Source organism: Brucella haematophila (assembly GCF_005938105.1).
In the GTDB taxonomy this organism is placed as follows: domain Bacteria; phylum Pseudomonadota; class Alphaproteobacteria; order Rhizobiales; family Rhizobiaceae; genus Brucella; species Brucella haematophila.
The window spans coordinates 99,525-126,081 of sequence record NZ_VCPE01000009.1 but is presented as its reverse complement, the minus strand read 5'-3'; the positions used below and the strand labels follow the sequence as shown (position 1 = coordinate 126,081).

The window sequence follows — 26,557 nt, the reverse complement described above, 5'->3', positions numbered from 1 at the left end:
GTTTTCGAAGCGGGGCGGAGAAAATGATTCACATTTCCGCCCCATCTTCTTGTTTCCAAAAGAAGTTTAGCTCTCGAAATGATCGCGGACAAGGCGGTCGAGCAAACGTACGCCATAACCGGACGCCCAGGTCTGGCTATATTCGTTTGCCGGTGATCCCATTGCCGTGCCTGCCACGTCGAGATGGGCCCAAGGCGTTTCGCCCACGAAGCGCTTCAGAAACTGCGCAGCGGTGATCGAGCCGCCGTAGCGACCGGCGCTGTTCTTCATATCGGCGAATTTCGAATCGATCATCTTGTCGTATTCGGCGCCGAGCGGCAGACGCCACAGCTTTTCGCCCGTTGCCTGACCCGCATCGTAAAGCTGGTCTGCCAGCTCGTCGTCATTCGAGAACAGGCCCGCATGATACTGACCAAGCGCCACCATGACCGCGCCGGTCAGCGTAGCCAGATTGATAATGAAGCGCGGCTTGAAGCGATCATTGGTGTAGTGCAGCGCATCAGCCAGCACCAGACGGCCTTCGGCATCAGTGTTGATAACCTCGATGGTCTGCCCAGACATGGTCGTGACGATGTCGCCCGGACGCTGTGCATTGCCATCGGGCATGTTTTCCACAAGGCCGATCACGCCAATCGCGTTGACCTTGGCCTTGCGTCCGGCGAGCGCACGCATCAGGCCCGTCACGGCAGCAGCGCCGCCCATGTCGCCCTTCATGTCTTCCATGCCGCCAGCCGGTTTGATGGAAATGCCGCCCGTATCAAACACGACGCCCTTGCCAACAAAAGCGACCGGCTTTTCTTTGCCCTTCACGCCCTGCCATTCCATGATGACGAGACGTGGCGGACGCACCGAACCCTGCGCAACACCGAGAAGCGCGCCCATGCCGAGCTTCTTCATTTCCTTTTCCCCGAGGATCTCGATTTTGACGCCGAGCTTCTCAAGCTTTTCCGCTTCTTCGGCAAATTCCACAGGTCCGAGCACATTGGCCGGTTCATTGACCAGATTGCGTGCCTGAATGACGCCGTCCGAGATGGCTTCCGCTACTTCGAAGGCCTTCTTCGCGCTGTGCGTGTCGGCAACATTGATGGTGATCTTCGCAGCGTGCTTCGGTTCGGCGTTTTCTTCGTTCTTGCGCGTCTTGTAACGGTCGAACTTGTAGGAGCGCAGGATCATGCCCAACGCCACGTCGGCTGCTTCATCTCCAGCAATCGTCGTTTCCGGCAGGGCCAGCGTGACCGTCGCGCGTTCTGATTTGCCGATTCGCGAAAATGCCGCGCCGCCAATCTTCAGCCAGTCGTCATTCCCAAGCTTGCCCGGCTCACCGACGCCGACCAGAACGATCTTGTCGATGCCGCCAGCCGTCGTTTCAATTGCTTCAGCCGTTTTGCCCAATGCGCCGGTGAAATCGGAGATTTCGAGGATGCGCGCAATCTTTTCCGCCCCGCCGACGGCCTTTGCCGCTTCTTCAGCGAAGCCTCCGCCTTTGGCAACCAGAACGATGGCTACGCCTTTTTCCGGTGCTTCAAACTCGCCGAAAGAAATCGAAGGACGTTTAGACATGATAACTCCAAACCGATGGCCGATTGATAAATGACACGATTGTGTCGCGACTTTTCCCCACTCATGTGAGACGAATATGGCGAAACAGCAAGGGTGCAAGCCCTTCCTTATCAGTTTTGCGTTAACTTGGGCGAACCGTCATCAAATGCAATCGATATCCTGGTCACACCTCGGTCTTTTCATTCAGCAGTTGCGCAGAAACATGTTGCCTCAGGCAGTTCAATCCTTTTAACAGACGGGAGCTAGCGCCAGCGCTTCGCTTTTAGTAATCTGTTAACTGCGTTTATTCGGGCAATCTTAGCCAAGCGGCATTAGATTAAGTTCATTATTGCGAGTGCCGTTCCATAATTGTGAATGGGCTCGTTCAACGGAACCGGGATGTAGACTCCACCTATGCGATTGATAGAGTTGTACATCCTGCGCCGCGTGGCGATCATGTTCCTCGCTGTGCTCGGCGCAGCGGTGGGCATTACGTGGACGGTGCAGGTGCTTCAGCGCATCGACTTTCTGACGACCAGCGGCCAGACTTTTCAGACGATCATTCAGTTCAGTTCGCTTTTGATCCCGTCTGCCATTCCGCTGGTGATGCCCTTTGCGCTGATCATCGCCATCACGCAGACGCTATCAACGATGAACCAGGATTCCGAGCTTGTCGTCATCAATGCATCTGGCGCGCCCCGCAGTGCGGTGATGCGCCCGATTCTGATGCTGGCCGCCGTGATTTCTATCGTTTCGTTTCTGGTCGCAAATTATGTCGATCCCTATGCGCGCATGAACATGCGCGCCATGATCGCCAATGCCAGCGCAGACCTCGTCAATCTGATCGTGCAGGAAGGCAGTTTCCGCAAGCTGGCCGATAATCTCTATATTCAGGTGGCTGAGCGCCGTGCCGATGGCAGCATCGGCGGTCTTTTCATCGCCGATTCCCGCGATCCGTCGCTTGATCTCATCTACTATGCAGCCGATGGCGGCATCGCCACGACGGATACCGGCGCCAATATGCTTCTGATGCAGAATGGCGAAGTGCAGCGCCGCAGCGTTTCCGATGGCACGGTTTCGATCATCAAATTCGATTCCTACGCATTCGATCTCAGCCAGTTTGCGTCCGCTGGCGACGATTTCGTGATCTATGCGAAAGACCGTCCGCTGTCCTATCTGCTCAATCCGGATCCAAACGATCCGATCCTGCAAACGCGCCCACTCCGTTACAAGGCGGAATTGCATCGACGTTTGACGCAATGGCTCTATCCGGTGGTCTTCGCCATGATCGCGCTGGCTTTTGCAGGCGATTCCCGTTCGCATCGTGAAGCGCGCGTTTCAGCATCCTTTTCGGCCATCAGTACTGCTTTGCTCGTCTATTGGGCCGGGTATTTCGCGTCTGACCGCGCAGACAAGGAAGAAGCCTATATTCTCGTCATGTATCTCGTGCCGATCGCCGTCATGCTTGTAACCGGCTTTGCGCTGGCGACCGGGCGCAGCATCGGGCTGCCCAGCAAGTGGAATGACCGGCTTCTCGACAGCTTTGACCGGCTCAAGCAGATCGTTTCCGATCTTTATGATCGCGTGATGGGCCGCTTCCGTGGCAATGCGGGAGGTCAGGCATGATCGGTTGGACGCTTGGTCGCTACTTCTTCACGCGTTACGTGCAGATCACCTTCTATTTTCTGCTGGGCATTTTCGCGCTTTCGATGCTTCTCGACTTTACCGAGAACGCCAGCAAACTTTCAAATCTGCCCGATTATACGGTTTGGGCGGCACTTGGCATTTCGGCCATGCGCGTGCCGTTCATCATGCAGCAGATGATTCCATTCGTGGCGCTGTTCTCGGCCATGGCAACACTGATTTCGCTGAACCGCAAATATGAGCTGGTCGTCGCTCGTTCGGTCGGCGTTTCAGCCTGGCAGTTTCTGCTGCCAGCCTGCCTCGGCGCGCTTCTGTTCGGTGTCGCGACGATTTTCATACTCAATCCGCTCGCCGCTTATGGCTTCTCCAAGGCTGAGGAAATTGCGGCAACGTGGAAAAACGGCAAGACTACCGATGTTGCCGCGCTGCGCGATCCATGGCTTCGCCAGAAGACCGATGAAGGTGAAACCATCATTGGCGCAAAGAGCATTCTGGATCAGGGCGCGACGCTTGCTGACGCGACTTTCATCCAGTTCGACGGCCAAAAGAATATCAGCGTGCGCTACGACGCCCGCACCGCACAGCTGATGGATGGTCATTGGCAGCTCAACGACGTGACGCGATTCGCGCGTGGCGAAGAGCCCAAGAAAATGGCCAGCTTTGCTATCCCTACGCAGCTGCGTCCGGAATATGTCGAAGAGAAGCTCGCTTCTCCCGATACGATTCCCTTCACCGAATTACGACACAAGATCGAAGTCGCGCGTTCATTCGGCTATTCGGCAAACGCATTTGACATGCAATACCAGTCACTTCTGGCTTTGCCGGCGCTTCTGATGGCGATGACTCTCATTGCTGCAACAGTGTCCCTGAAATTTGTGCGTTTCGGTCAGTCCGGTGCGATGATTCTGGGTGGCGTTGTCGCTGGCTTCATGCTTTATGTCGTTTCGGTACTGGTCAAAGCATTCGGCAATGCGGGATTCGTTCCGCCGTTTGTAGCTGCCTGGGTTCCTGTGATTATTGCGACATTCTTTGGTGTCTCCTTTTTGTTGCATAAGGAGGATGGTTAGTGGGTTTGAGTAACACCCGCATGGTATTGCCCCATCTGCTCTCGCGCTTCTCGCGTGGGACTGCTTTGGCGTGCGTCCTTGCTTTGCCTTTCATTTCTGTCGCAGTCATGCCATCGCCCGCTTTGGCGCAGGAGACTCTTGGAGCCAATTACAAGAGCGATCCGAATGCCCGGATGCTTCTGCAGGCCGATGAGCTTGTCTATGATCGTGATGTAAACACCGTTACCGCTCAAGGTCGGGTCAAGATCGAGTATGACGGCAATCGCCTTGTTGCCGATAAGGTGACCTATAATCAGCAGACCCGCCGCATGACCGCGACCGGGAATGTTGAGGTCGTCGAGCGTGACGGCAACAAGATCTATTCCGATCATATGGATGTCACCGACAGTTTCCGCGACGGCTTTGTAAACGGCCTGCGCGTCGAGACAACCGACAATACACGTTTTGCCGCTGAAAGCGCCGAGCGCAGCAACGGTGAAATCACAACATTCAATAACGGCGTCTACACGGCTTGCGAAGCGTGTAAGAAAGACCCCGACAGGCCTGTTCTGTGGCAGATCAAGGCCCGCAAGATCATCTGGAACAGCACCACCAAGACCGTGCGTTTCGAACGCGGCCAGTTCGAATTCCTGGGCATGCCGCTGGCATGGTTCCCTGCCTTCGAAATGGCTGACCCGACGGTGAAGCGCAAGAGCGGCTTCCTGTTCCCCGGCTTCGCTTACAAGGACGATCTGGGCTTTGGCATCAAGAACTCCTACTTCTGGGCTCTTGCGCCGAATTATGACGTTACCCTTTCGTCGACCTATTACACGAAGCAGGGCTTCCTGAACGAAGCCGAGTGGCGTCATCGTCTGGAGAACGGCACCTATAATCTGCGTATCGCGGGCATGCATCAGGCCAAGCCCGGCGAATTCGATGACGCAACCGTTGATCGCGATGTCGACAATCGCGGTATGATCGCTTCAAAAGGCGATTTTGAGATCAATTCGCGCTGGCGTTACGGCTGGGATGTCATGGCCCAGAGTGATCGCAATTTCAGCCGTACCTATAATCTCGAAGGATATAATGCTGGCACGCAGGTTTCGAAGATTTACCTGACCGGCATCAACAATCGTAATTACTTCGATCTGAATTTCTATCGCTTCAATGTCCAGGAGTCCCTGCTACCGAATAATCCAAGCGAGATTCACTCGAAGCAGCCTTGGGTTTTCCCGAGCCTTGATTATTCCTACACGCTGCCTGAACCTGTCTATGGCGGCGAGCTGAATATCAATACCAATCTGCAAGCGCTTTATCGCGAGAATTCGAATTTCGCGACACCTCAGGGTGATTCGCGGTTTTATCCGCGCATTCCGGGCTTTGGCGGCACGAGTGCCCGCCTCACCAGCGAAGCGGAATGGAAACGCACTTACATTACGCCGTCCGGTTTGGTTATCACGCCCTTGCTCGCGTTGCGCGCTGATGCAATTGGCACGAATACCAGTTTGGATACAAATATGAGCGAGTATACGGCCGCGGTCGTACGCTCGGAAGCGCTTCGTGCAATGGCGACTGCTGGTCTTGAATTGCGCTGGCCGATATTGTTCTCGACCACCAGTTCAACGCATATCATTGAACCGATTGCGCAGATCTATGTGCGCAACAATGAGCGTTATGCCGGTGAATTGCCGAACGAAGACGCGCAAAGCTTCGTGTTTGACGCGACGAACCTGTTCTCGCGTGACAAGTTCTCCGGCTATGACCGCGTTGAAGGCGGCACACGTGCCAATCTCGGCTTCCGCTATTCCGGAAACTTCAACAATAGCGACTGGTCGCTGTATGCCTTGGCTGGTCAGTCGTTCCAGCTTGGCGGTCTGAACTCGTATGCGACAAGCGATTTCGTGAATGTCGGTGCGGATTCGGGCCTCGACAGCGCACGTTCCGACTATGTCGCAATGATCGGCACGTCCAATTCGACTGGTCTGGCGCTTGCTGCGCGTGGCCGTTTCGACAAGGACAGCCTGTCCGTGCGTCGTGGCGAACTTGAAGTACAGCAGAGCTGGAAGAAGCTGACGTTGACGGCGCAATACGCTTACATCACGCCGCAGCCTGCCTATGGCTATAACGATCTGCGTCAGGAAGTGACGGGCACCGCTTCGGCCAAGGTAAACGCTAACTGGCGCGTGTTCGGATCTGGTACCTATGACCTTGTGTCCAGCACGCTGGTCCGTGCGTCATCTGGCCTTGCCTATGACGATGAGTGCTTCACCTATATGATGGCTTACACGCAGACGCGTAATCCGGGTGAAGATAAGGCTTCGCACGGTATCGGGTTCAATATTTCGCTGCGCACGCTCGGCGACATCGGCAGCGGCAACCAGACATTCTAAGAATCGATGACCGGAAACATATTCTTGTGTTTCCGGTCATCTGTGCTTCTGGGGCATTTCGCATAGAAATCGCCTTCTCCAAGAAATTGCGGTTTCGTTCAGTAAGCAGCCCTCAATCGTCTTGTAAAATGCGCGAGGGTCATTGTTTCGCCGCACTGCCTCCTCTATACAGACAGCACTATAGTTGGTTTCCGATACTCTTGCGGCTCGATGACAAGCATATCCGAAACCGAATGAACACATCCGGTGACGGGTTTCGTTCACCGACCGCAAGGAAATCGGGAAACAAGATGATGTTTGCAAGACCTCTTTTCGCCTCCCTGTTAAGCGCGACTGTCTGCCTGACGGCGCTCGGCACGGTTGCACTTCCTTCTTCGGCAGTTGCCGCTGGGGAAGGTGAGGTCAAGGTTGTCGTATCCGGCAATGCCATCACCAATGGTGATATTCAGCGCCGGGTTGCCTTTTTGAAGCTGCAACGCAAGGGCGGCAATCTCAACCAGCTCGCCCGTCAGGAACTGACTGACGAAATGCTGAAGCGGATCGAGATGAAGAGCCGCAACATCAGTGTTTCCGATCAGGAAGTCGATCAGGCCTATGCGGGCTTTGCATCCCGCAACAAGCTGACCCTTGCCCAGATGAACCAGGTGCTCAATCAGGCAGGCGTTACGCCGGATCACTTCAAAAAATACATCATGGTCCAGATGGGCTGGGGCCGCCTCGTCAGCGCTCGCTTCCGTGCAACCGGCATGGTTAGTGAGCAGGATGCCGTGCAGCGGATGCTGAAGGATGGCGGCAAGAAGCCGGTCGCGACGGAATATCATCTCCAGCAGGTGATTTTCGTTGTCCCGACCTCGAAGCGGTCTCCCGCACTTCTCGCCAAGCGCCGTCAGGAAGCCAATGCGCTTCGTTCACGCTTCCAGAGCTGTGACGCAACGCGCCAGCAGGCAAAGGGCATCATCGATGTGACCGTCCGCGATCTTGGGCGCATTATCGAACAGCAGCTTCCGGGCGAGTGGGCCAAGGACGTGAAGGCAGCCGGCGTAGGCCGGACAACACCCCCGCACGATACCGAAAAGGGTGTCGAGTTCCTTGCAGTCTGCGCCACGCGACAGCTGTCGGACGACCGCGTCGCCCAGCTCGTTTTCTCCATGGAGGGAGCAGACTCGCCGGAAGGTCAGGAAAAGAAGGCGGACGCACTCTCCACCAAATATCTGGATGAGTTGCGCAAGAAGGCCACCGTCGTTAATCGCTAAAATTCCAGCGACAGTAAAGCTGTCGTTCAGGAAAAGGCAATGATATGAGCTGGCACGGTCCTTCCGGTTGCCAGCTTTTATTTTTGGAATCAAAGCCATGTGTGCAAAGTCTGTCCTTCCGCTCGCGGTTACTATCGGCGATCCGTCCGGTGTTGGCGCGGATATCGCGCTGGCTGTTTGGCTCAAGCGGGATGAACTGTCCCTGCCGCCCTTCGTGCTGCTGGCAGATCCCGCACAATTGGACGCGCGTGCGCGGCTTCTTAAGCTAGACGTCCAGATCGAGGCGGTTGCAGATGCTGCAGCATCGCGGAGCGTTTTTGCTCGTGCGTTGCCCGTCTTGCCGCTCGTCAACAAGCACACCGAGAGTCCCGGCAACCCGCTGGCGGAGAATGCAGCCGGTACAGTTGAAGCAATTGAACGTGCCGTCGCTCTCACGCTCGCTGGCGAGACGTCCGCTGTCGTGACCTGTCCGATTGCCAAGAAGCCGCTTTATGAAGCCGGTTTCCGGCACCCGGGCCATACGGAATTTCTGGCCGAACTTGCAAGCCGTCACGTTGGTACCGAAATCACGCCTGTGATGATGCTGGCTGGACCGCAATTGCGCGCAGTGCCGGTGACCATTCACATTCCGCTTGCCGAGGTGCCGCGACAGCTCACGACCGAGAACATTCTGGAAGTGTCGCGCATCACCGCGCGCGAACTGCGCGAACGGTTTGGCATTACCAAGCCGCGGCTGGCGCTTTCCGGCCTCAATCCCCATGCGGGCGAAGGCGGAGCACTCGGCAAGGAAGATGACGCGATCATTCGCCCCGCCGTGGAACAGCTCTTGCGCGACGGCATTGATGTGCGCGGCCCCCTGCCCGCCGATACGATGTTCCACCGCCAGGCGCGTGCGGCTTACGATGCTGCGATCTGCATGTATCACGATCAGGCACTGATTCCGGCCAAGGCGCTGGCGTTCGACGAAACCGTTAATGTGACGCTCGGCCTGCCCTTTATCCGCACCTCGCCGGACCACGGCACAGCGTTTGACATTGCAGGTCAAGGCATTGCGCGGCCCGACAGCCTGATTGCAGCGATCCGTCTTGCCCACGAGCTGGCAGAAAATACGACAGGTACCAAGGCATGAGCATCGACAATCTGCCCCCGCTCCGCGAAGTCCTCGAACGGCATGATCTGATGCCGAAGAAGTCGCTCGGGCAGAATTTTCTGTTCGATCTCAATCTGACGTCCAAGATCGCTCGTCAGGCAGGTGACCTCAAAGACCAGCCCGTCATCGAGGTTGGTCCCGGCCCCGGCGGGCTGACCCGCGCCCTTCTGGCGCAAGGCGCCTATGTAACAGCAATCGAGCGCGACGAACGCTGCCTTGAGGCACTGGCGGAGATTGAGGCGCATTATCCAGGCCGCCTGCGGATCATTTCCGGCGATGCGCTGGAGCAGGATTTCAAGACACTGTTTCCCGACGGGCCAAAGCCACGGATCGTCGCCAATCTGCCCTATAATGTCGGCACGCAATTGCTGCTGAACTGGCTTCTGTCTGAGCCATGGCCGCCCTTCTATTCTTCGATGACGCTGATGTTCCAGCGCGAAGTGGCAGAGCGCATCGTGGCAGCGCCTGACAGTGATCATTATGGCCGGCTCGGCGTGCTTGCAGGCTGGCGAACAAAATCGAAAATCGCTTTCGACGTGCCGCCGCAGGCCTTTACGCCGCCACCGAAAGTCATGTCATCGGTGGTTCACATCGTACCGTTGGAAAATCCGCTGCCCTGCAATGCTGCGGCGCTCGGTCAGGTGACCCAGGCTGCTTTCGGCCAAAGGCGGAAAATGCTGCGCCAAAGCCTGAAGCCAATCGGCGGCGCTGCCCTTCTTGAAAAGACCGGCATTGACGGAACACGCCGCGCCGAGACGCTGAGCGTCGAAGAATTTGTCGCTCTGGCGAATGCCTATCGTCCGTAATCGTCGGCTCAGTGGCGGCCGCCGTGGCCACCACCAGCCGGGCCTGCCCCCTGATGGCCACCAAGCCGATCATGCGGCTCAGCTTTATCCTTGGCGTCTGAGCCATCTTTCAGGATAGGCAGTGCCATTTCATCGACGATCTGACCGACATGGTCGATTTCCTCGCGGAAACTCGACAATGACGAACCGGAGAGCTTTTCACCGGCATTAAGGCGGGCAGTCAGCGGATCGACATACTGATCGCCGACCTTCAACTCGTAATAGAGATGCGGGCCTGTCGAATAGCCGGTTGAGCCGACATAGGCGATGACTTCGCCCTGCTTCACATGCTGGCCAATGCGCAGCCCCGCTTTGGCTGATGAAAGATGCGCATAGGTAGTGCTGTATCCGCCCTGATGGCGAATACGGACATATTTGCCATATCCCTTTTCAGACGAGATCACCTCGACCACGCCGTCGCCCGCAGCCACGATCGGTGAGCCGATCGGCGCGTCGTAATCGACACCGTTGTGGTGCTTGCGGACATGCAGAACCGGGTGGATACGCCAACCAAAGCCGTCATTGAGACGTCCATTCGGCAAAGGCTTGTGCATCAGATATTTGGTCATCGAGGAGCCATCCTCGTTGAAATAGTCCGTGGCACCGCCCTTACCTTCGTGACGGTAGAGGCGCTTGCTTTTGCCATTTGTGGTGAATTCCACGAATACCAGCTCAGGGTCCGTCTCCGAGCTTTTCCTGAAAAGCAGGTCGATCAGATCAGGAGCATTGGCGCCTTTTTCCAGCACGACGCCGTTCTGCTCGGCAAGCTTCTCGACATCGCGCACGATATCGCGCGGTGCGCCAGCCTGAACCAGCCTTGTTTCGATGCTGCCATCACTGCTGGCAGCGGGAGCCGACGGATGATAAGCGCTCAGCATCGCATCGCGGGACAGACGCGCGAACAGGCGCTCATTACCGGTGGCGTGAAACACACCATCATCCGCCCGTCCATAGACAGCCTTGTTGGCATTCCCGTGGTTGAAGCGGGCGAGCGACACATGGGCAGCGGCATCGCTACCGTCTTTCTTATCAACCAGCAATTCCAGATTGTCGCCGGGCAGCAATTCAGTACGGGCCAGTGCTTCTTCAAGCCTTTGACTGTCTTCAGCCGCAATACCGGCTGCTTGCAGAAGCGCTTCTATGCGTTCGCGTGATTGCGGCGCGACGATAATTTCGTGCACATCTGCCTTTTCATGAGCGGCGGGCTTGGCAAGGCTGACATTGACCGGAACGCCTCGCTCCAGCTCGGAAAGCGACTGCGCGGGTTCGCCCACAGCAGTAGATTTCGCCGCCAGTGTCGTCCCATCCATCGCATCGTCGATGGCAGGTCGTCTGGTATCGCGGCCTTTCACGTCCAGCACCACATGCTGGTAGGTGTAAAGGCGTGGATCACCATCCTCGACGCCTTCTGCGATATCGATGCGGCGCGACACACGATGGCTCATATCGTTGTTCACAGCAGGTACAAGCCGCGCATCTTTGGCGGCGGCATGTTGCTGACGGACCAATGCTGTCGGACTGGCAAAAGCCGGTTGCGCGGCATGGCCGTGGCGCACAAGCCCGCCGGTCACCAGCAACAATCCGCCACCAGCAATGACGGTGGCAGAAGCCAGCGCCAGACAGAACCGCAGATGCGTACGCAAGGAAAAACGAACCCAGCGCACCGGCCCAAGGCTACGGTGCGAGAGTGGTTCCGTCTTCAAATTTGCGCCGGCGGATGCGAAACTTGACCCAGATGGGGCCGTTGCCACAACCGCACGCTTGCGATGGGAGTATCCTGCCCTGGGGGCCATTCCGACAATTCTCTAGGTTCTTCATAAATATTGGCGGAAGTGATGCTGACACAGCGGCTAAAATAAGACCTCCGGCGGGTTATCCACCGGAGGTGAATCACAAATTATTTACGATTTACCTATCAGGCACGTGCCCGATTGCGACGATGCTGCGAAAATGTCGACCAGCTATAGAGCGCGAGCCCTGCCCAAATCAGCACGAAAGCGGCAAGCTGTACGGTCGAAAACGGCTCGTTGAAGATGAAAATCGCAAAGAAAAACAACATGGTGGGCGTCATATACTGCATCAGCCCGAGCGTTGTGTAGCGCAGCAGCTTAGCGCCGCCCGCGTAGAGGATCAGCGGGATGGCGGTGAACGGCCCGGCAAGCATCAGAAGCCAGATATTCGAAACCGGTCCGGCAAAGAAATGACCCTGCCCTTGCGAACTCAGGAAGGCCAGATAAGCGAGCGCCGGAACGCACAGGATCAGCACTTCAAGCGTGAAGCCCTGCAAAGGCGGCATCGGCAGTGACTTGCGGAAGAACCCGTAGAGACCGAAGGATACCGGCAGAGCCAGCGACACCCATGGCAATCCACCGGCATTGAAGGTGAGCAGCAGGACGGCAGCCGCCGCAAAGCCGACGGCAACATACTGGACCTTGCTCAGCCGTTCGCCGAGGAACAGGCCGCCGAGCACCACATTGAACAGCGGATTGATATAATAGCCGAGTGCCGCGCCCATGACCTGATCATGCGCGACTGCCCAGACATAGATTGTCCAGTTGATCGTGATCAGCGCAGCAGTCAAACCCGCCATCGCAAGCATGCGCGGTTGACGGACAGCATTCAAAATATCCTTGAACTGCCCCAGCGCCACCAGCAGCAGCAGGGCCACCGGCACCGACCAGATGACGCGGTGAGACACGACTTCCATGGCTGGAATATGGGCTACTGCTTTCAGATAAAACGGCAAAGCGCCCCAAAGCGCATAAGCGCCGAACGCCATGAGAAAACCTTTGGCCCCATCCGAAAGACGGGCATCGGACAAGGTCTGGTCGGTCATTGTCTCTCTCCGCTCGAAAATACAGCAGCTTTTGAGTAAATCGCATAGCAAATGGCTTGATCAGCCACTGCTATGCGCCTCTCAACTCATAAAATCCATTCAATTAAAATGATTGAAGCATCAATTCTGGTGAATAATGAGCACTATTCCGCAGCGGCAAGCCCCGCCATGGAGCGGTTTTTCATGAGCTTGAAATTCACGGAATCCATCAAAGCCTGAAACGATGCATCAATGATATTGTCCGAAACCCCGACCGTGCGCCAGCGGGCACCGGTCACATCGCCGGATTCGATCAGCACGCGGGTGATGGCCGCCGTACCGCCATTGAGGATACGCACCTTGAAGTCCACCAGTTCAAGGTCTTCGATTTCCGCCTGAAAGCGCCCGAGATCCTTGCGCAGTGCAATATCAAGCGCGTTGACAGGGCCGTGGCCTTCGGCGACGGACATGCGCACTTCGCCATCGACTTCCACCTTGACCACCGCTTCCGACACCGTCTTCAGCATGCCGTTGGCATCGAACCGGCGTTCAACGAGACACCGGAACGAGTCGACCTTGAAGAATTCCGGCTGCGGATTGAGCATGTTGCGCGCCAGAAGCTCGAAACTCGCATCCGCGCCCTCATAGGCATAGCCCTCGGCTTCCCGCTCCTTCACCAGCGTAATCAACGTATCGAGGCGTACATCATCCTTGGCGACACGAATGCCGCGGCGCTCCAGCTCGGCGATGAAATTCGACTTGCCGCCCTGATCCGAAACCATGACGCGACGGCTGTTGCCAACCGTTTCCGGCGGCACATGTTCATAGGTCTGCGGTTCCTTGAGCAAGGCCGAAGCGTGAATGCCCGCTTTCGTGGCAAAAGCCGATGTACCGGTATAAGGTGCCTGCTCGGTCGGCGGACGGTTCAAAATGTCGTCGAAGGCGCGTGAGATGCGGGTGATTGCCTTCAGCGAGGCTGGCTTGATGCCCAGTTCGAAACGCTCGGACCAATAGGGCTTGAGCAGCAGCGTCGGGATCAGCGAAACCAGATTGGCATTGCCGCAGCGTTCGCCAATGCCGTTCAGTGTGCCCTGCACATGTCGCACACCGGCATCGATGGCGGCGAGTGAAACCGCAACAGCCTGTTCGGTATCGTTATGGGCGTGGATGCCGAGGCTCTCGCCGGGCACCAACGCCTTCACCGCATTGACGATTTCCGCAATTTCATGCGGCTGCGTGCCGCCATTGGTGTCGCACAGCACGACCCAGCGTGCGCCCGCGGTGTAAGCCGCCTTGGCGCATTCCAGTGCATAATCGGGATTTGCCTTGTAGCCGTCGAAGAAATGTTCGCAATCGACCAGCGCTTCACGACCGGCCATGCGCGCAGCCGTCACCGACGCGGTGATCGATTCCAGATTTTCCTCATTGGTGCAGCCAAGGGCCAGACGCACATGATAATCCCAGCTTTTGGCCACGAAACAGACGGCATCGGCTGAAGCCTGCAACAGGCTCGACAGGCCCGGATCGTTCGACGCGGAAATACCGGCGCGTTTCGTCATGCCGAAGGCGGTGAACTTGGACCGCGACGTCTGACGGCGCTTGAAGAAAGTCGTATCGGTCGGATTTGCGCCTGGATAACCACCTTCGACATAATCGACGCCCAATTCTTCAAGCAGCGCGACAATCGACTTCTTGTCTTCGACAGAAAAATCAATGCCGGGGGTTTGTTGTCCGTCCCGCAAGGTCGTGTCGTAGATGTAGATGCGTTCGCGTGCCATAAGTGCCTGCCTGTCGGTGGGTCTGCTGTTGGTCCAACGTTACCGTTGCGGCCAATTATCTGTGTCGTAGTCTGGATGCTGATAGGAAATCATCGTTCTGACGAATTCGATGCTCTCCGGATCGCGTTCGGTTGCATAGCCGGGAAGATCTGCAAGTCCGCTCACATAGGGAAGCTGCTTCTCGATCCCCCATTGAACCGTCGGCTCCACTTCCTCCGGCGCGTCGAACGCACCGATGGCGAGCGCAACGCCATCGGGCGCTTCATAGGTCAGCGGGGTTCCGCATTCCGGGCAGAACCCGCGCTGGACATGGTTGGAGGAGCGAAATCGCTTCGGCTCGCCACGCGTCCATTCCAGTTTCGCCTCGTCGACGGAAACCAGCGGCGCATAGAAATTGCCGAAGGCCTTCTGGCACATGCGACAATGACAGATGGAAGCCGAGCCCAACGCACCGTCAATGCGGAAGCGCACCGCGCCGCATTGGCAGCCACCGGTATAAATCGGCTTGTTATCGAGCGTCATGCCGTCCTCCCTTATCAACGACCGCTGCTTAAATCGTCGTCAGCCTACCACATCCCACGTCGTCATGCGCTCGCCGGTGGCAGGATCCTTGCCGTCCTTGAGCTGCACGCCTTCCGCAAGAAGCGCATCACGGATGCGATCGGCTTCCGCAAAGTTCTTCTCCTTGATGAAGCGCAGGCGTTCCGCAATACGGGCCTCGATGGCATCCGTATCGACATTCGCCTTGGCAAAGACCGGCACATCCTCAGCCGTCACGAAGTAAGGATCGAGCAGGCCCATCAGCGCCATGCCCTCGCCCAGCGTCGCAATATCCTTGTTCTTGAAAGCCTTGCGCAACGCGGTAATCGCAACCCAGCTGTTCAGATCGTCGGACAGGGCTTCCGTCACTTCACCGATTGCCGACAGCTTTTCCGGCACGACGAACTTGGCGTCGCGCAGCAGACCATACCAGCGGCGCAGTTCGTCAGACGATTCCGCCAGACGTTGTGCCGTCCAGTTGATCGGCTCGCGATAATGGGTTTGCAGCATCGACAGACGCGCAGCCAGACCGACCCAGCGGTCACGGGCTGCGTTGTCGTCCCATTCACCCAACTGCGGCAGGCCCTCATTCAGCACGTCACGAATGGTGATGAAATTGCCGAGCGATTTCGACATTTTCTGCCCTTCGACTTGCAGGAAGCCGTTATGCATCCAGATATTGGCCATCCGCTCGGTGCCGAATGCGCAGCAGGACTGCGCGATTTCGTTCTCGTGGTGCGGGAAGACCAGATCGATACCGCCGCCGTGAATATCGAAGCGGTTCTTTTCCGGATCATCGCATTTCAGTCCGCCACCAAACGGCTCCAGAAGCTTGGCCATAGACATGGCCGAGCATTCGATGTGCCAGCCCGGACGGCCAAGCGTCTCGATGCCTGACGGCGACGGCCAGCCCGGCTCACCTTCCTTCGAAGGCTTCCACAGCACGAAATCCATCTCGTCGCGCTTGTAGGAGGCAACGTCGACACGCGCACCCGCCAGCATTTCATCGAGCGAACGGCGCGCCAGCGCGCCATAGCGCGGGCCGCCAAATGTCTTGACGCGTTCGTTCATAGCCGAGGGCGAAAACAGCACATGATCTTCGGCAACATAGGCAACGCCGATGGCGACCAGACGGTCGATCATCGCACGCATTTCGTCCAAATGCTCGGTCGCACGCGGCTGAAAGCTCGGCGCCAGATTGCCCAGCGCCGTCACATCGGCCTGAAACTGCGCGTTGGTGCTTTCCGTCACGCGGCGGATGGCCTCATTGAAGGCCAGATCCGGATAATCGCGCACGGCGCGCGCATTGATCTTGTCGTCAACGTCGGTGATGTTGCGCGCATAGGTGACGTGGTCGGCACCGTAAACCTGGCGCAAAAGCCGGAACAGAATGTCGAAAACTATGACCGGGCGTGCATTGCCGATATGGGCAAAATCATAGACGGTGGGTCCGCAGACATACATGCGCACATTGTCGGCATCGATGGGGGAAAAATCCTCCTTCGTGCGGGTCAGCGTATTGTAAAGACGCAATTGCGGCGCATCAGCCATTGTAACCATTCCCCAAAATAACATTCCAGAAAGACGGCGAAATCCAAGTGAATTCAATGCACGACGGATCGCAGCCATCTGGCCGGGGCGTTATCATCCTGTTTTATGGAAGGGAGACGAAAACGGCCGGGCCAGCAGGCTGCTAGCCAATAATGATCGCACAAATACAAATGTTCGTGGTCGGCGTTTTCATGGTTGCACTTATCCCTATCCCGTGAACCACAGTCAAGCGCTTTTGCTTGTTACCGATTATTTTGCCGGGAGGGCGCACAACTCCGCCGAGCGCCATTTTGTGGGTCTTGAGCGCGAACCGGAAGTTTGGTCATATCATGATGGTAGTGAGGTTTAGCTTCACCACAAGCAACCAGCGGAGCGGACCCTATGAAATGCCTGCGCATCTATGCCTCTGCGGATGGAGAATCGCATTTCGATGAAATCGAATTGCCGACGACGAAAAGGGCGGTGCATCCCGACGCCGTGCCATTCGACGTAACGGCCAGCTATCCAGCATCACGCGTCCGCCTCACCCATATCCCGGCAGGAATGCGGCCCGTGGCGTGGCATACCGTGCCTGAGCCAGTATTGACCGTCAGGCTGGACGGTTCGGTGGAATATGAAACGAGCGATGGAGAAATCCGCCGTGTTCCGGCTGGCAGCTTTGTGCTGGTTGCGGATACGCACGGCAAAGGTCACCTGTCGCGTCACTCCCCCGAAGCGCAAACCGTCATCTGGATTTCCCTGCCGAACGGCTTCGAACTGCCGTCTACCTAGGTCTCACTTCATAGCATCTGCCGAAATGTTGCATTTCTGCAACCCGGACAATCCTTGACGGGCATTAACCGGAATACCGCAAAACCGGCCCCAAACAGCCTTCATTCGGTCTCAATCCATCACAAAATAGTGAGTATGGATTGCTTAGGCGTAACCGCAGATCGGTTGGTTTCGAAAGCATTCGAAACTGGACGCTTCGGGGAAAGGAAGTAAAAATGTCTAAGAGTGAACTGCAACCACGTCAGGACCGTCTGGTCGACAAATATCGTGAAATTGGCCCCGCAGCGCTCGTCGCCGCCTTGATGACGGCCGCAAAGCGCAGCAGCGCAGGCCGCAACGACAATCGTCGTCATTCGATTCTGGCCGCCAAAAAATTCGCCAAGTAAGCGGCATCAACCGGTATAAATCGCGCATGCGGTCAGAACATTGAAAGCTGACCGCCAGAACTGTCATCCGGTTCGGTTTTACCCTTGCGCTTTTGTGGCGTTTTCTGCGTTTCGGTCGTTTCTTCGACGCGCAATTGCAGGTCTGGCGTTGCGTTACTCACCTTGTTGACCTTGTCCGAGACGGGTATCGCCTCAAAAAAATCCTCCTGCACTGGCCGCATGATATCGGCCACTTCGCGCGGCAAGTAACGCTTGCAGTTCAGCCAGCGCGCAAAGTCCTTCGGCTGTACCACCACCGGCATACGCTCGTGGATAGGACGCAGCAGCGCATTGGCGCTTGTCGTCAATATGCCGCCCGTATCGATCTGCGATCCGTCAGAACTGCTCCAGGTTTCAATCAGTGCGCCAAAGGCCACCACACCGCCATTGCGCGGGCGCACCCAATAGGCTTGCGCCTTGTTCTTCCCCTCGCGACGCCATTCGTAAAAACCGGAAGCCGGAACAAGCGCGCGTCGATGGTTCAGCGCAGCGCGAAACGAGTTCTTTTCGGCAGCTGTTTCCGAGCGGATGTTGAACATCATGGGCCAGTCATTCGGGTCTTTCACCCAGGATGGCACGAAACCCCAGCGCACCAGTGTACCTACCCGATCCGGGCGGTTACTGCCTACAGGCGGTGTTTCGCCCGCCACAATGGTGAGGATCGGCTGGGTCGGGGCAATGTTATAGCGAGGAGGAAAGTCCTCCGTAATCATGGCAGCCAGAAAGGTCTCGAGTTCTTCCCGGCTTGCCGTCAATGAAAAGCGTCCGCACATGGCGGCCATGTTCAGGTTTTTGTGCGGGCGGTCAAGACCGGTTTGCGATTGCCAAATCGCTGCAAGCCGATCATAGCTATTCCATGCCTACGATCCCCGTCATTCCCGTTCCGCTTCATGTTCACGGCGTTTCGCTGATCTGCCGCCGCGAAAGCCGCTTTCTGCTGGTTGAGCGCGGCAAGGAGCCATGGAAAGGCTGGCTGGCGTTTCCAGGCGGGGGCATCGAAGCAGGTGAAACGCCGGAACAGGCTGCCATTCGCGAGCTGAAGGAAGAAACCGCGCTGGACGTCAGCGCCCTCTCCCATGTCATCACCGTGGATTTGGCGCTGGAAGGCAAGGCTTATGAAAAGAGCTATTTCCTCTCCGTCTTTCGCGCGCTGAATATTTCAGGCTGCGAGCAGCCCGGCGATGACGCTGCGGCGATCCACTGGCTGACGATTGAGGAAATGGTGCAAGCGCGTGTGACGGACAGCACGCTCGACGTGGCCCGCTCTGTCGCGCAACGTGAAGATGGCTTGGGATATTAAACCTATTGGCGATTAAACCTATTTGACAATCTGCCTTGAAGCAGCCCCTATTTCACGCAACAAGTGCATTTCATGTGAGAGGGTTTCCGATTGAAAGGCATGAAACTGTTCCGGTTCGCATTGTTCATGTGGGCAGGCGCAGCCAATCCGGCTTTTGCGCAGGATGCGCCTTATGAGGGCAAGATGTTGCGGCTTGCCGAGGTTCTCGGGTCGCTGCACTATCTGCGCAATCTATGCGGAGAAGCAGGCAGCGAATGGCGCGACCGCATGGATGCGATTATCGCCGCCGAGAAGCCATCGGAAGGCGAAAGGGTGAGGATCGTTTCGAGCTTCAACCACGGATATCGTGTCTTCAGCGACAATTATACCCGCTGCACTCCTTCCGCCCTTGCGGCGATAGACCGCTACATGAAGGAAGGTGAAGGCTTGTCGAACGAGATCATCTCGCGCTATGGAAATTAACCAATCATTCACTCTTGTGCGGATTGCGGACAATAGTCTCGTTCAAATCCGTTATAATCTGTTAACACTGTCTTAAGAAGGCAGGCAGGCCGCAAATGGATCGAGCTCCCGGAACACGGTGAGACATCCGCAAAACGGCAGAAAGGCGAAAGCCAGGATGAAGTCTATGGAACATGCACCGACCGATCTGGACGAGATGATCGCACGCGAGAAGAAACTCGTGGCAATCGAATATCAGAACGAGGCCTGGGCGGACGGTATTTCCGAAGGCATCGAGCCTGAAATTCTCGCAGAAGCCGCGTTCACAACTGCGCTGACGGAACTTATCCGTGAGGCAGGCGACGATTGCGCGCTCGAACTGCTCGAAAAGATGCGCGAGCAGATCGAAGCTGGCGCCTTCCTTCCTGCACGTATTCTGCAATAGCCGAACCATAACGTCGCCGGTCGCGGGGCAAGAACCGGCCGTTCCCACCAGTCGTCCTCCGACAACACCGATGCATCCTGCAATCTGGAATTCCGTCCGACCGCTCGCGCTCGTCGCGGGCATGATGCTCGCCTCGCTGCCCGCCTTTGCGGCAGCGGACCAATTGGCGCTTGTGGATCGCTCCGAATTCCTGACCTTGCCGGCCTATCGCACCGCACCGCATGAACACCCGGTGTCGTCGCCTATCCCGCTTCCCAATGCGTTGCCGCATCGGGTGCCATCTGCAACGCCGCAAAATCCGCCGACCGGCACGCCTGCGCCCGCTTCCAAGCCGATGCCGGAGGTGCTGCGCGATTTCGACAAGCTGCCGCAGCCTGTCCGGCAAATGCGCGAGAAAATGCTCGCTGCTGCACAATCCGGCGACATTGAGCAATTGCGCCCGCTTTTGGGCGAAGCCGACAACAGCACGCAGCTTTCGCTCGAAGACCATGAAGAAGATGTCATCGAGTTTCTGAAATCGCTCGCTGGCGATGTGGAAGGCCGCGAAATCCTCGCCATCATCGCCGACCTGCTCGGTACAGGCTATGTGCATATGAATGCCGGAACAGATGACGAGGTCTATGTCTGGCCCTACTTCTACGCCATGCCGCTCGACAGGCTGACGCCATCGCAGACCGTTGAACTGTTCCAGATCGTCACCGCCAGCGACTTTGAGGATATGAAAAAGGCAGGCGGTTATATTTTCTACAGCATCGGCATTGCACCCGATGGCAGCTGGCGTTTTTTCACCGCCGGAGAGTAATCACCCAACGGCCCCACGCGCGTGGCTTGGCGGCTGATCATAGATGCGCTGCCAGGCACGGCGAAACTGCCGCGCCGAGGCGAAGCCCGATCTTTCGGCCACATTCTCGATATCGAGACCCGAATTAAGCAGCATTTCGCGAGCCAGACCGACTTTCAGCCGGTTGACATAATCGGTCACGCTCATGCCTGCATGTTCATTGAACAAGCGCGAGAGATTGCGCGGGCTTGCCCCGCTGACATCGGCCAGCTTTTCGACAGGCCACGCTCCGGCGGGGTCTGCCGCAATGGCATCCTGCGCGCGATGCACGACGGGGTTCATATGATTGCGCCCTTCCAGCCAGGGCGAAAGCTGCGGATCACCGCCGCTGCGCCTCAGATAAACAACCAGATAGCGCGCCACCGACAAGGCGACCGCGTGACCGATAATATCGGCCACGATTTGCAGCATCAGGTCTATCCCGGCGGTAATACCCGCACTGGTCAGCCGTTCGCCATCTTCGACGAAAAGCCGGTTTTGCAGCACTTTTGCGGTGGGAGCAGACTTTTCCAGTTCTGCGATGGCCAGATGATGCGTCGTGCACACATAGCCGTCGAGCAGTCCCGCTCGCGCCGCCAGCAAGGCGCCGGAGCAGATCGTGACCAGCCGGACACCGGGGCAGACGACGCGCTTCAGCCAGTTGATAATCTCATGCTCAAAGACGGCGTCTTCATCCCGGCTGGCGACCGGCCCGCCAAGCGGCACATCCGTGGAACCGGAGACAATCACCAGCGATCCCTGCGGCACCGCGTCCGGCAATGGCTCAACACCCGTCACCGCCAGACCGATGGAACTGTGAACCGTGCCAAGCGGCCCAACATAATGCACCGCAAACTCGACCTTGTCCTGATCGAGATTTGCCTTGCGCAACACTTCAAGCGGCCCCGCCACGTCCAGCAACAGCAGACGTGGCGGAACGATGACATAGACGGGAATGATTTGCTTGCCGTCTGTCGGTTGGGTCATGCGGCCTTCCGTTCTGCTTGGCCCGCCAGTGCTTCTTCCACCGTGGCGATACGGGCAAAACGATTGGCCAGCACAAGTTCCGTGCGCGCCCGAATTTCTGCAGCGCTCCATTCGCGACCCGTCGCGTCTGTCATCGGGAAGGTCAGGGTCGCCTCGCCGACGAAATCAACCGCATAGCCGAGATCCGACGCCTGACGTGTGGTGGTTTCGCAGCACTGTTCCGTGCGAATGCCGGAGACAATCACATGGCGAATACCGTTTGCCACCAGCCAGACATCGAGACCGGTGCCGACCAGCGCGCTGTGACGGCGCTTGCGAAATACGGCGTCTGGCGTGAAGGAAAGCGGTGCGAGCGTGCGGACATAGCCTGACGCTTCAGCGAAGTTGCCGCTATCCGCCGTATGGAAAATCTGCACAACCGGAATGCCCGCCTGCTTTGCGCCATCAATCAGCTTTTGCTGGCGTTCGACATACGCGGCCACATCCGCCTCGCGATAGTAAGGCTGGTGCCGGAATGATTCCTGCGCATCGACGACAAGCAGAACGGTATCTTGAGCGGACATTTTTGTTCTCCTACAGTGTGAATATAGGAGAGAATTTACGCCTTACAAACCGGATCGAAAGGTAGATGCCGGACAAAGATAGGACAGATCACGCCATTCGCAGGAATGGCGTGAAAAACCTTTATCCGCGCGGCAGAGCCTCGATGAATTCGACCGGCTCACCCTGATGCGGGTTCACGATTTCGGCGTCCCACATCACCTTGATACCGCGAACGATCGTCCCGATCGGCCAGCCGGTGACAGTCTTGCCATGGTAAGGTGTCCAGCCGGCCTTCGAGCCAGCCTGTTCATGCGTGATGGTTTCGCGGCGCTTCATGTCCACAATGGTCAGATCGGCATCGTAGCCGACAGCGATGCGCCCCTTGCGCGACATGCCGAAAATGCGGTTCGGACCGTGGCTCGACAGATCGACGAAACGCTCCAGCGACAGTTTACCTGCATTCACATGGTCGAGCATGATCGGTACCAGTGTCTGCACGCCAGTCATACCGGATGGCGAAGCCGGGTAAGGCTTCTGCTTTTCTTCCAACGTATGTGGCGCATGATCGGAGCCGAGCACATCGACGATGCCCTGATCGATACCCTTCCAGACACCGTCGCGGTGGCGCTTGTCACGCACTGGCGGGTTCATCTGGATGAGATTGCCCAGCGTCTTGTAGTCGTCGGCGGAAAGCGTCAGGTGATGCGGCGTCGCTTCGCAGGTCGCAACGTCCTTGTGCGCTTGCAGAAAGTCGATTTCTTCAGCCGTAGAGATGTGCAGCACATGAATGCGCGCGCCGGTTTCATGTGCAATGCGCACCAGACGTTCCGTACATTGCAGTGCGGCAACCTCGTCGCGCCAGACCGGGTGGCTGGACGGATCGCCCTGCACGCGCAAACCTTCACGCTGCTTGAGGCGGAATTCGTCTTCCGAATGGAAGGCAGCGCGGCGGCGCGTGTTCTTCAGAATGGAGCGAACGCCATCATCATCTTCAACCAGCAGATCACCGGTCGAGGAGCCCATGAACACCTTGATACCAGCGGCGCCCGGAAGGCGTTCCAACTCGCCAACGTCTTTCGCATTGTCACGCGTGCCGCCGACCCAGAAGGCGAAATCGCAATGCATGCGATGACGACCGCGACGGATCTTGTCTTCCAGCGTTTCGACAGTCGTCGTCAGCGGCTTGGTGTTCGGCATTTCGAAGACTGACGTCACGCCGCCCAGCACGGCAGCGCGGGAACCTGTTTCCAGATCTTCCTTATGCTCAAGGCCCGGTTCGCGGAAATGAACCTGACTGTCCACAACGCCCGGCAGGATATGCAGGCCGGTGCAGTCGATCACTTCGCCCGCCGAAGCCTGCCCCAGAGAGCCGATAGCAGCGATGCGCCCGTTGCGGATACCGATATCGCGCTGCCCGGTGCCGTCATGATTGACGATGGTTGCGCCTTTCAGAATCGTGTCGAACGTCTCGGCCATTATGGTCTCCTTGGATTGGGATGGGACTTGCGAGCCTTTCCAATGGGGATTACGTAACGAAGGCGCGAAACGCAAGGAAGAAGCGATGACAACGGCAGCCGAAACGGTAAATCTTTCCAACAGAGCACTGGTCCACATCACTGGCGAAGACGCGGAAAAGTTTTTGCAGGCGGTGATCACGACCAATCTCGACAAGCTCGGCGCAGATGAAGCCAAGCCGGGTGCGCTGCTGACGCCTCAGGGAAAAATCCTGTTCGACTTCCTTGTTTCGCGTATCGAAAACGGCCTGCGCTTCGACATGCCCGCAAGCATTGCAGCTGATTTTTGCAAACGCATCACGCTTTACCGGCTGCGCGCCAAAGCGGAAATTACACAATTGCCGGAATCACTTGTCAGCGTTTCCTGGCAAACTGATTCCGCTCCTTCACAAGATGATTCAACAAAGCTCGATTCCCGTTTTCCAGCTGAGTTGAACGTGATCCGCACCTATGGTCAGGCCGGTGAAAATGCCGATGCATCGGCTTGGACGAAGCTGCGTGCCGAATATGGCATCGCGGAAGGCGAAGCCGATTTTGCCTATAGCGATGTGTTTCCGCATGACGTCAATTTCGACCAGATCGGCGGCGTCACCTTCCCGAAGGGTTGCTTCATCGGGCAGGAAGTCGTCTCCCGCATGCAGCATCGCGGCACGCCGCGACGCCGTGTTCTGGTCGCCAGAGCGGAAGGCAATCTGCCGACGCTCGGCACACCCATCACGGCAGACGGACGCGAGGTCGGCAATCTTGGCAGTTCTGCGAACGGCATCGGTATCGCGCTTGTACGCATCGACCGCGTCAAGGATGCGATGGATGCAGGTACGCCCCTTCTCGCTGGCGAAACACCGCTTGAGCTGAGCCTCCCGCCGCATGTCCGGTTTGGTTTCCCTGAAGCCGAAGCAGGCAACGCCTGATGGCGGCTGCGGATAAATCATCCGGCAAGGCTCGTGCCTGGCAACGCATGTTGTCGGGTCGCAGGCTGGACCTGCTCGACCCCTCGCCGCTTGATGTGGAGATTGAGGATATCGCGCATGGCCTTGCCCGCGTGGCGCGTTGGAACGGCCAGACCATTGGCGAGCATGCTTTTTCCGTTGCCCAGCATTCGCTGCTGGTGGAAGAGATTTTCAACCGCCTTCAGCCGGATGCAAGCGCCGAATGGCAAATCCTGACGTTGCTGCATGACGCGCCTGAATATGTGATCGGCGACATGATCTCGCCGTTCAAGGCTGTGATGGGCGGCAATTACAAGCTGATCGAAACACGGCTGCAAACCGCTATTCACCACCGCTTTTCCCTACCGGCAACATTGTCGGCAAAGCTCAAACCACTCGTAAAACGCGCTGACCAGATCGCGGCCTATTTTGAGGCCACGCGGCTGGCCGGTTTCAGCGAAGGCGAAGCCATCAAATATTTTGGCCGTCCGCGCGATTTCGATCCCGCCGAACTGGATTTGACCCCGCGCCCGACGCAAAGCGTACAAAGTGACTTTCTGGCGCGCTTTGCTTTGCTGGAAGAAAAACGCAAGAGCGCCTCGTGACACTGATCGTCGTCAGCCCCCTCTCCCAGCTGGCTGCACAGTTTGAGCGCCACAGGCCAAGCCATGTGGTGACACTGACCAGCGGTGAAGTTCCCGCCCTGCCTGACAGCTGCACCACGCAGCGTCTGGTGCAGACATTCAACGACATCGTCGAACCGCGTGAAGGCATGGTCGCGCCCGATGCAGACCACGTGCGAGCCTTGCTCGATTTTGTGCGCGGCTGGCAACAGGACGCACCACTGCTCATCCATTGCTATGCGGGCATTTCCCGTTCAACCGCAGCCGCCTATATCGCGGCCATAGCGCTCAATCCGCAAAGCGACGAAGCAGGGCTGGCAAACGAATTGCGGAAGCGGTCGCCTTCCGCCACGCCGAATATCCGCCTGATCGAGATTGCAGATGAGATTCTGGGACGTAATGGCCGGATGGCTGCTGCGATCAAATTGATCGGTCGTGGTGCAGAAGCGTTTGAAGGCGAGGTTTTCAGCCTGCCTGTCCGCGTTTGAGCGCGTTCAAAAAGCCGCCACGAGAATCGGGCGGCGTCTGCGCGCGTGGTTCCCAGACATGGCGCAGGAAGAAATAGCCCGTCATCTTGAACGCATGGTCGATGTCCTCATAAGACGACGCACGCACGGCCGTGTCGTTGACGAAAGCAGGCAAGGCCAGAAGCTTGTCGGCCCATGGTGCGCCTGCCTCACGGCAGACGGCCCGCCCGGATTTTGGCGAAACATAGATCAGCTCTTCGCGGCGGCCTGTCGCGGCACATTCCTTGAGATCGAGACCGAAGCCCAGCTCTTCCAGCATCATGACTTCGAACCGCAGCAGCAATTCGCCGGATGCGAGCGGATCGTCAAAATGTTCTATGATAAGCCGCAGCGTTTCATAAAGGCCGCGATGCGCATCGCGTTCCGGCAATAGCCGCAAATGCGAGGCCGCAAGCTGGATACCGTAAAGCGCGACCGGCGTTTCAATGAGCCGTGCTGCGGCAAAGCCCAGCGGCTCGATGGTGAAACTGCCCATATGCTCGTCCAGCCGCGCCCACCAGCCGATATCGACATGGTTGCCGGGCTGGAGCAACGGCTGCATGCGGCGGGATCGCCCGCCGCGCACCATACCCAGATGTCGGCCATGTTCACGGGTCATCACTTCGACAATGGCGCTGGTTTCACCATGACGACGTGTGCCGAGAATTATGCCTTCATCATGCCATTCCATAGACGTCAGTT

The 26,557-nt window shown here is 57.4% G+C and carries 26 protein-coding genes; 15 read left to right on the top strand and 11 right to left on the bottom strand.

The window, feature by feature from the left end; translation table 11 throughout:
• Positions 1 to 66 precede the first annotated feature (66 nt).
• Positions 67 to 1,560, bottom strand: coding sequence for a leucyl aminopeptidase (locus FGI60_RS14470; RefSeq protein ID WP_138785810.1), 1,494 nt, complete (start codon positions 1,558 to 1,560; stop codon positions 67 to 69).
• Between the two features lie 393 nt (positions 1,561 to 1,953).
• Here FGI60_RS14470 and lptF point away from each other — a divergent pair, with 393 nt between their 5' ends.
• The 6 genes from lptF to rsmA all read left to right on the top strand — a co-directional run bounded on the left by lptF (position 1,954) and on the right by rsmA (position 9,828).
• Positions 1,954 to 3,165, top strand: a complete 1,212-nt coding sequence (lptF, locus tag FGI60_RS14465; protein WP_138785809.1) for an LPS export ABC transporter permease LptF — start codon at positions 1,954 to 1,956, stop codon at positions 3,163 to 3,165.
• Positions 3,162 to 4,250: an LPS export ABC transporter permease LptG gene (gene lptG / locus FGI60_RS14460; RefSeq protein WP_138785808.1), complete on the top strand. Its 1,089-nt coding sequence runs from the start codon at positions 3,162 to 3,164 to the stop codon at positions 4,248 to 4,250. Before lptF ends, lptG begins: the two co-directional genes overlap by 4 nt.
• A 20-nt stretch (positions 4,251 to 4,270) precedes the next feature.
• A complete protein-coding gene (locus FGI60_RS14455) occupies positions 4,271 to 6,619 on the top strand; it encodes an LPS-assembly protein LptD (RefSeq protein WP_138785919.1) in 2,349 nt (782 codons plus the stop codon).
• Positions 6,620 to 6,909: 290 nt separating this feature from the next.
• Positions 6,910 to 7,872 (top strand): SurA N-terminal domain-containing protein, encoded by a 963-nt coding sequence (locus FGI60_RS14450; protein WP_138785807.1) that lies wholly within the window; start codon positions 6,910 to 6,912, stop codon positions 7,870 to 7,872.
• Between the two features lie 97 nt (positions 7,873 to 7,969).
• On the top strand, positions 7,970 to 9,001 hold the full coding sequence (gene pdxA, locus FGI60_RS14445; protein ID WP_138785806.1) for a 4-hydroxythreonine-4-phosphate dehydrogenase PdxA: 1,032 nt from the start codon (positions 7,970 to 7,972) through the stop codon (positions 8,999 to 9,001).
• Positions 8,998 to 9,828 (top strand): 16S rRNA (adenine(1518)-N(6)/adenine(1519)-N(6))-dimethyltransferase RsmA, encoded by an 831-nt coding sequence (gene rsmA / locus FGI60_RS14440; protein WP_138785805.1) that lies wholly within the window; start codon positions 8,998 to 9,000, stop codon positions 9,826 to 9,828. The genes pdxA and rsmA overlap by 4 nt, the downstream gene beginning before the upstream one ends.
• 8 nt (positions 9,829 to 9,836) lie before the next feature.
• On the opposite strand, the gene FGI60_RS14435 is transcribed toward rsmA, so the two are convergent.
• The 5 genes from FGI60_RS14435 to cysS all read right to left on the bottom strand — a co-directional run bounded on the left by FGI60_RS14435 (position 9,837) and on the right by cysS (position 16,551).
• Positions 9,837 to 11,660 (bottom strand): M23 family metallopeptidase, encoded by a 1,824-nt coding sequence (locus FGI60_RS14435; RefSeq protein ID WP_138785804.1) that lies wholly within the window; start codon positions 11,658 to 11,660, stop codon positions 9,837 to 9,839.
• Positions 11,661 to 11,782: 122 nt separating this feature from the next.
• Positions 11,783 to 12,703 (bottom strand): EamA family transporter RarD, encoded by a 921-nt coding sequence (gene rarD / locus FGI60_RS14430; RefSeq protein ID WP_138785803.1) that lies wholly within the window; start codon positions 12,701 to 12,703, stop codon positions 11,783 to 11,785.
• A gap of 143 nt (positions 12,704 to 12,846) precedes the next feature.
• Positions 12,847 to 14,460 (bottom strand): citramalate synthase, encoded by a 1,614-nt coding sequence (cimA, locus tag FGI60_RS14425; protein ID WP_138785802.1) that lies wholly within the window; start codon positions 14,458 to 14,460, stop codon positions 12,847 to 12,849.
• Between the two features lie 39 nt (positions 14,461 to 14,499).
• The gene (locus FGI60_RS14420; RefSeq protein ID WP_138785801.1) at positions 14,500 to 14,982 is read right to left on the bottom strand and encodes a GFA family protein; all 483 of its coding nucleotides are present in this window, start codon (positions 14,980 to 14,982) and stop codon (positions 14,500 to 14,502) included.
• Positions 14,983 to 15,021: 39 nt separating this feature from the next.
• Complete coding sequence (gene cysS / locus FGI60_RS14415; RefSeq protein WP_138785800.1) at positions 15,022 to 16,551, bottom strand: cysteine--tRNA ligase; 1,530 nt, start codon at positions 16,549 to 16,551, stop codon at positions 15,022 to 15,024.
• Positions 16,552 to 16,932: 381 nt separating this feature from the next.
• On the opposite strand from cysS, the gene FGI60_RS14410 reads away from it, so the two are divergent.
• Both FGI60_RS14410 and FGI60_RS14405 read left to right on the top strand, forming a co-directional pair.
• A complete protein-coding gene (locus FGI60_RS14410) occupies positions 16,933 to 17,322 on the top strand; it encodes a cupin domain-containing protein (protein WP_138785799.1) in 390 nt (129 codons plus the stop codon).
• 215 nt (positions 17,323 to 17,537) lie between these two features.
• Positions 17,538 to 17,708 carry a hydrolase gene (locus FGI60_RS14405; protein ID WP_113533980.1) on the top strand — a complete coding sequence of 57 codons (171 nt, stop codon included), beginning with the start codon at positions 17,538 to 17,540 and terminating at the stop codon, positions 17,706 to 17,708.
• 32 nt (positions 17,709 to 17,740) lie between these two features.
• Here the strand turns inward: FGI60_RS14405 and FGI60_RS14400 are convergent, their stop codons facing one another.
• Positions 17,741 to 18,520, bottom strand: coding sequence for an SOS response-associated peptidase (locus tag FGI60_RS14400; protein ID WP_138785918.1), 780 nt, complete (start codon positions 18,518 to 18,520; stop codon positions 17,741 to 17,743).
• Positions 18,521 to 18,603: 83 nt separating this feature from the next.
• Between FGI60_RS14400 and FGI60_RS14395 the strand changes: the two genes are divergently transcribed.
• The 4 genes from FGI60_RS14395 to FGI60_RS14380 all read left to right on the top strand — a co-directional run bounded on the left by FGI60_RS14395 (position 18,604) and on the right by FGI60_RS14380 (position 20,735).
• Positions 18,604 to 19,047 (top strand): NUDIX hydrolase, encoded by a 444-nt coding sequence (locus FGI60_RS14395; protein WP_138785798.1) that lies wholly within the window; start codon positions 18,604 to 18,606, stop codon positions 19,045 to 19,047.
• Positions 19,048 to 19,146: 99 nt separating this feature from the next.
• Positions 19,147 to 19,509 carry a TIGR02301 family protein gene (locus tag FGI60_RS14390; protein ID WP_318282849.1) on the top strand — a complete coding sequence of 121 codons (363 nt, stop codon included), beginning with the start codon at positions 19,147 to 19,149 and terminating at the stop codon, positions 19,507 to 19,509.
• 166 nt (positions 19,510 to 19,675) lie between these two features.
• On the top strand, positions 19,676 to 19,933 hold the full coding sequence (locus tag FGI60_RS14385; protein ID WP_171058775.1) for a hypothetical protein: 258 nt from the start codon (positions 19,676 to 19,678) through the stop codon (positions 19,931 to 19,933).
• A gap of 7 nt (positions 19,934 to 19,940) precedes the next feature.
• Positions 19,941 to 20,735 (top strand): hypothetical protein, encoded by a 795-nt coding sequence (locus tag FGI60_RS14380; RefSeq protein WP_374843624.1) that lies wholly within the window; start codon positions 19,941 to 19,943, stop codon positions 20,733 to 20,735.
• Here FGI60_RS14380 and FGI60_RS14375 read toward each other — a convergent pair whose 3' ends face one another.
• The 3 genes from FGI60_RS14375 to FGI60_RS14365 form a co-directional block, all read right to left on the bottom strand.
• Positions 20,736 to 21,740 (bottom strand): GlxA family transcriptional regulator, encoded by a 1,005-nt coding sequence (locus tag FGI60_RS14375; protein WP_138785796.1) that lies wholly within the window; start codon positions 21,738 to 21,740, stop codon positions 20,736 to 20,738.
• Complete coding sequence (locus FGI60_RS14370; protein ID WP_138785795.1) at positions 21,737 to 22,303, bottom strand: isochorismatase family protein; 567 nt, start codon at positions 22,301 to 22,303, stop codon at positions 21,737 to 21,739. The genes FGI60_RS14375 and FGI60_RS14370 overlap by 4 nt, the downstream gene beginning before the upstream one ends.
• Before the next feature lie 121 nt (positions 22,304 to 22,424).
• Positions 22,425 to 23,759, bottom strand: a complete 1,335-nt coding sequence (locus FGI60_RS14365; protein ID WP_235889820.1) for a dihydroorotase — start codon at positions 23,757 to 23,759, stop codon at positions 22,425 to 22,427.
• On the opposite strand from FGI60_RS14365, the gene ygfZ reads away from it, so the two are divergent.
• Genes ygfZ through FGI60_RS14350 form a run of 3 tightly spaced genes read left to right on the top strand, consistent with a single transcriptional unit; the run spans position 23,758 to position 25,837 of the window.
• Positions 23,758 to 24,708, top strand: coding sequence for a CAF17-like 4Fe-4S cluster assembly/insertion protein YgfZ (ygfZ, locus tag FGI60_RS14360; protein ID WP_374843626.1), 951 nt, complete (start codon positions 23,758 to 23,760; stop codon positions 24,706 to 24,708). The genes FGI60_RS14365 and ygfZ overlap by 2 nt on opposite strands.
• The gene (locus tag FGI60_RS14355; RefSeq protein WP_138785792.1) at positions 24,708 to 25,331 is read left to right on the top strand and encodes a YfbR-like 5'-deoxynucleotidase; all 624 of its coding nucleotides are present in this window, start codon (positions 24,708 to 24,710) and stop codon (positions 25,329 to 25,331) included. Before ygfZ ends, FGI60_RS14355 begins: the two co-directional genes overlap by 1 nt.
• Positions 25,328 to 25,837 carry a tyrosine phosphatase family protein gene (locus tag FGI60_RS14350; RefSeq protein WP_138785791.1) on the top strand — a complete coding sequence of 170 codons (510 nt, stop codon included), beginning with the start codon at positions 25,328 to 25,330 and terminating at the stop codon, positions 25,835 to 25,837. Before FGI60_RS14355 ends, FGI60_RS14350 begins: the two co-directional genes overlap by 4 nt.
• Here FGI60_RS14350 and recO read toward each other — a convergent pair.
• On the bottom strand, positions 25,815 to 26,546 hold the full coding sequence (gene recO / locus FGI60_RS14345; RefSeq protein WP_078340715.1) for a DNA repair protein RecO: 732 nt from the start codon (positions 26,544 to 26,546) through the stop codon (positions 25,815 to 25,817). The two genes, FGI60_RS14350 and recO, sit on opposite strands and share 23 nt — an antisense overlap.
• Between the last annotated feature and the right edge of the window lie 11 nt (positions 26,547 to 26,557).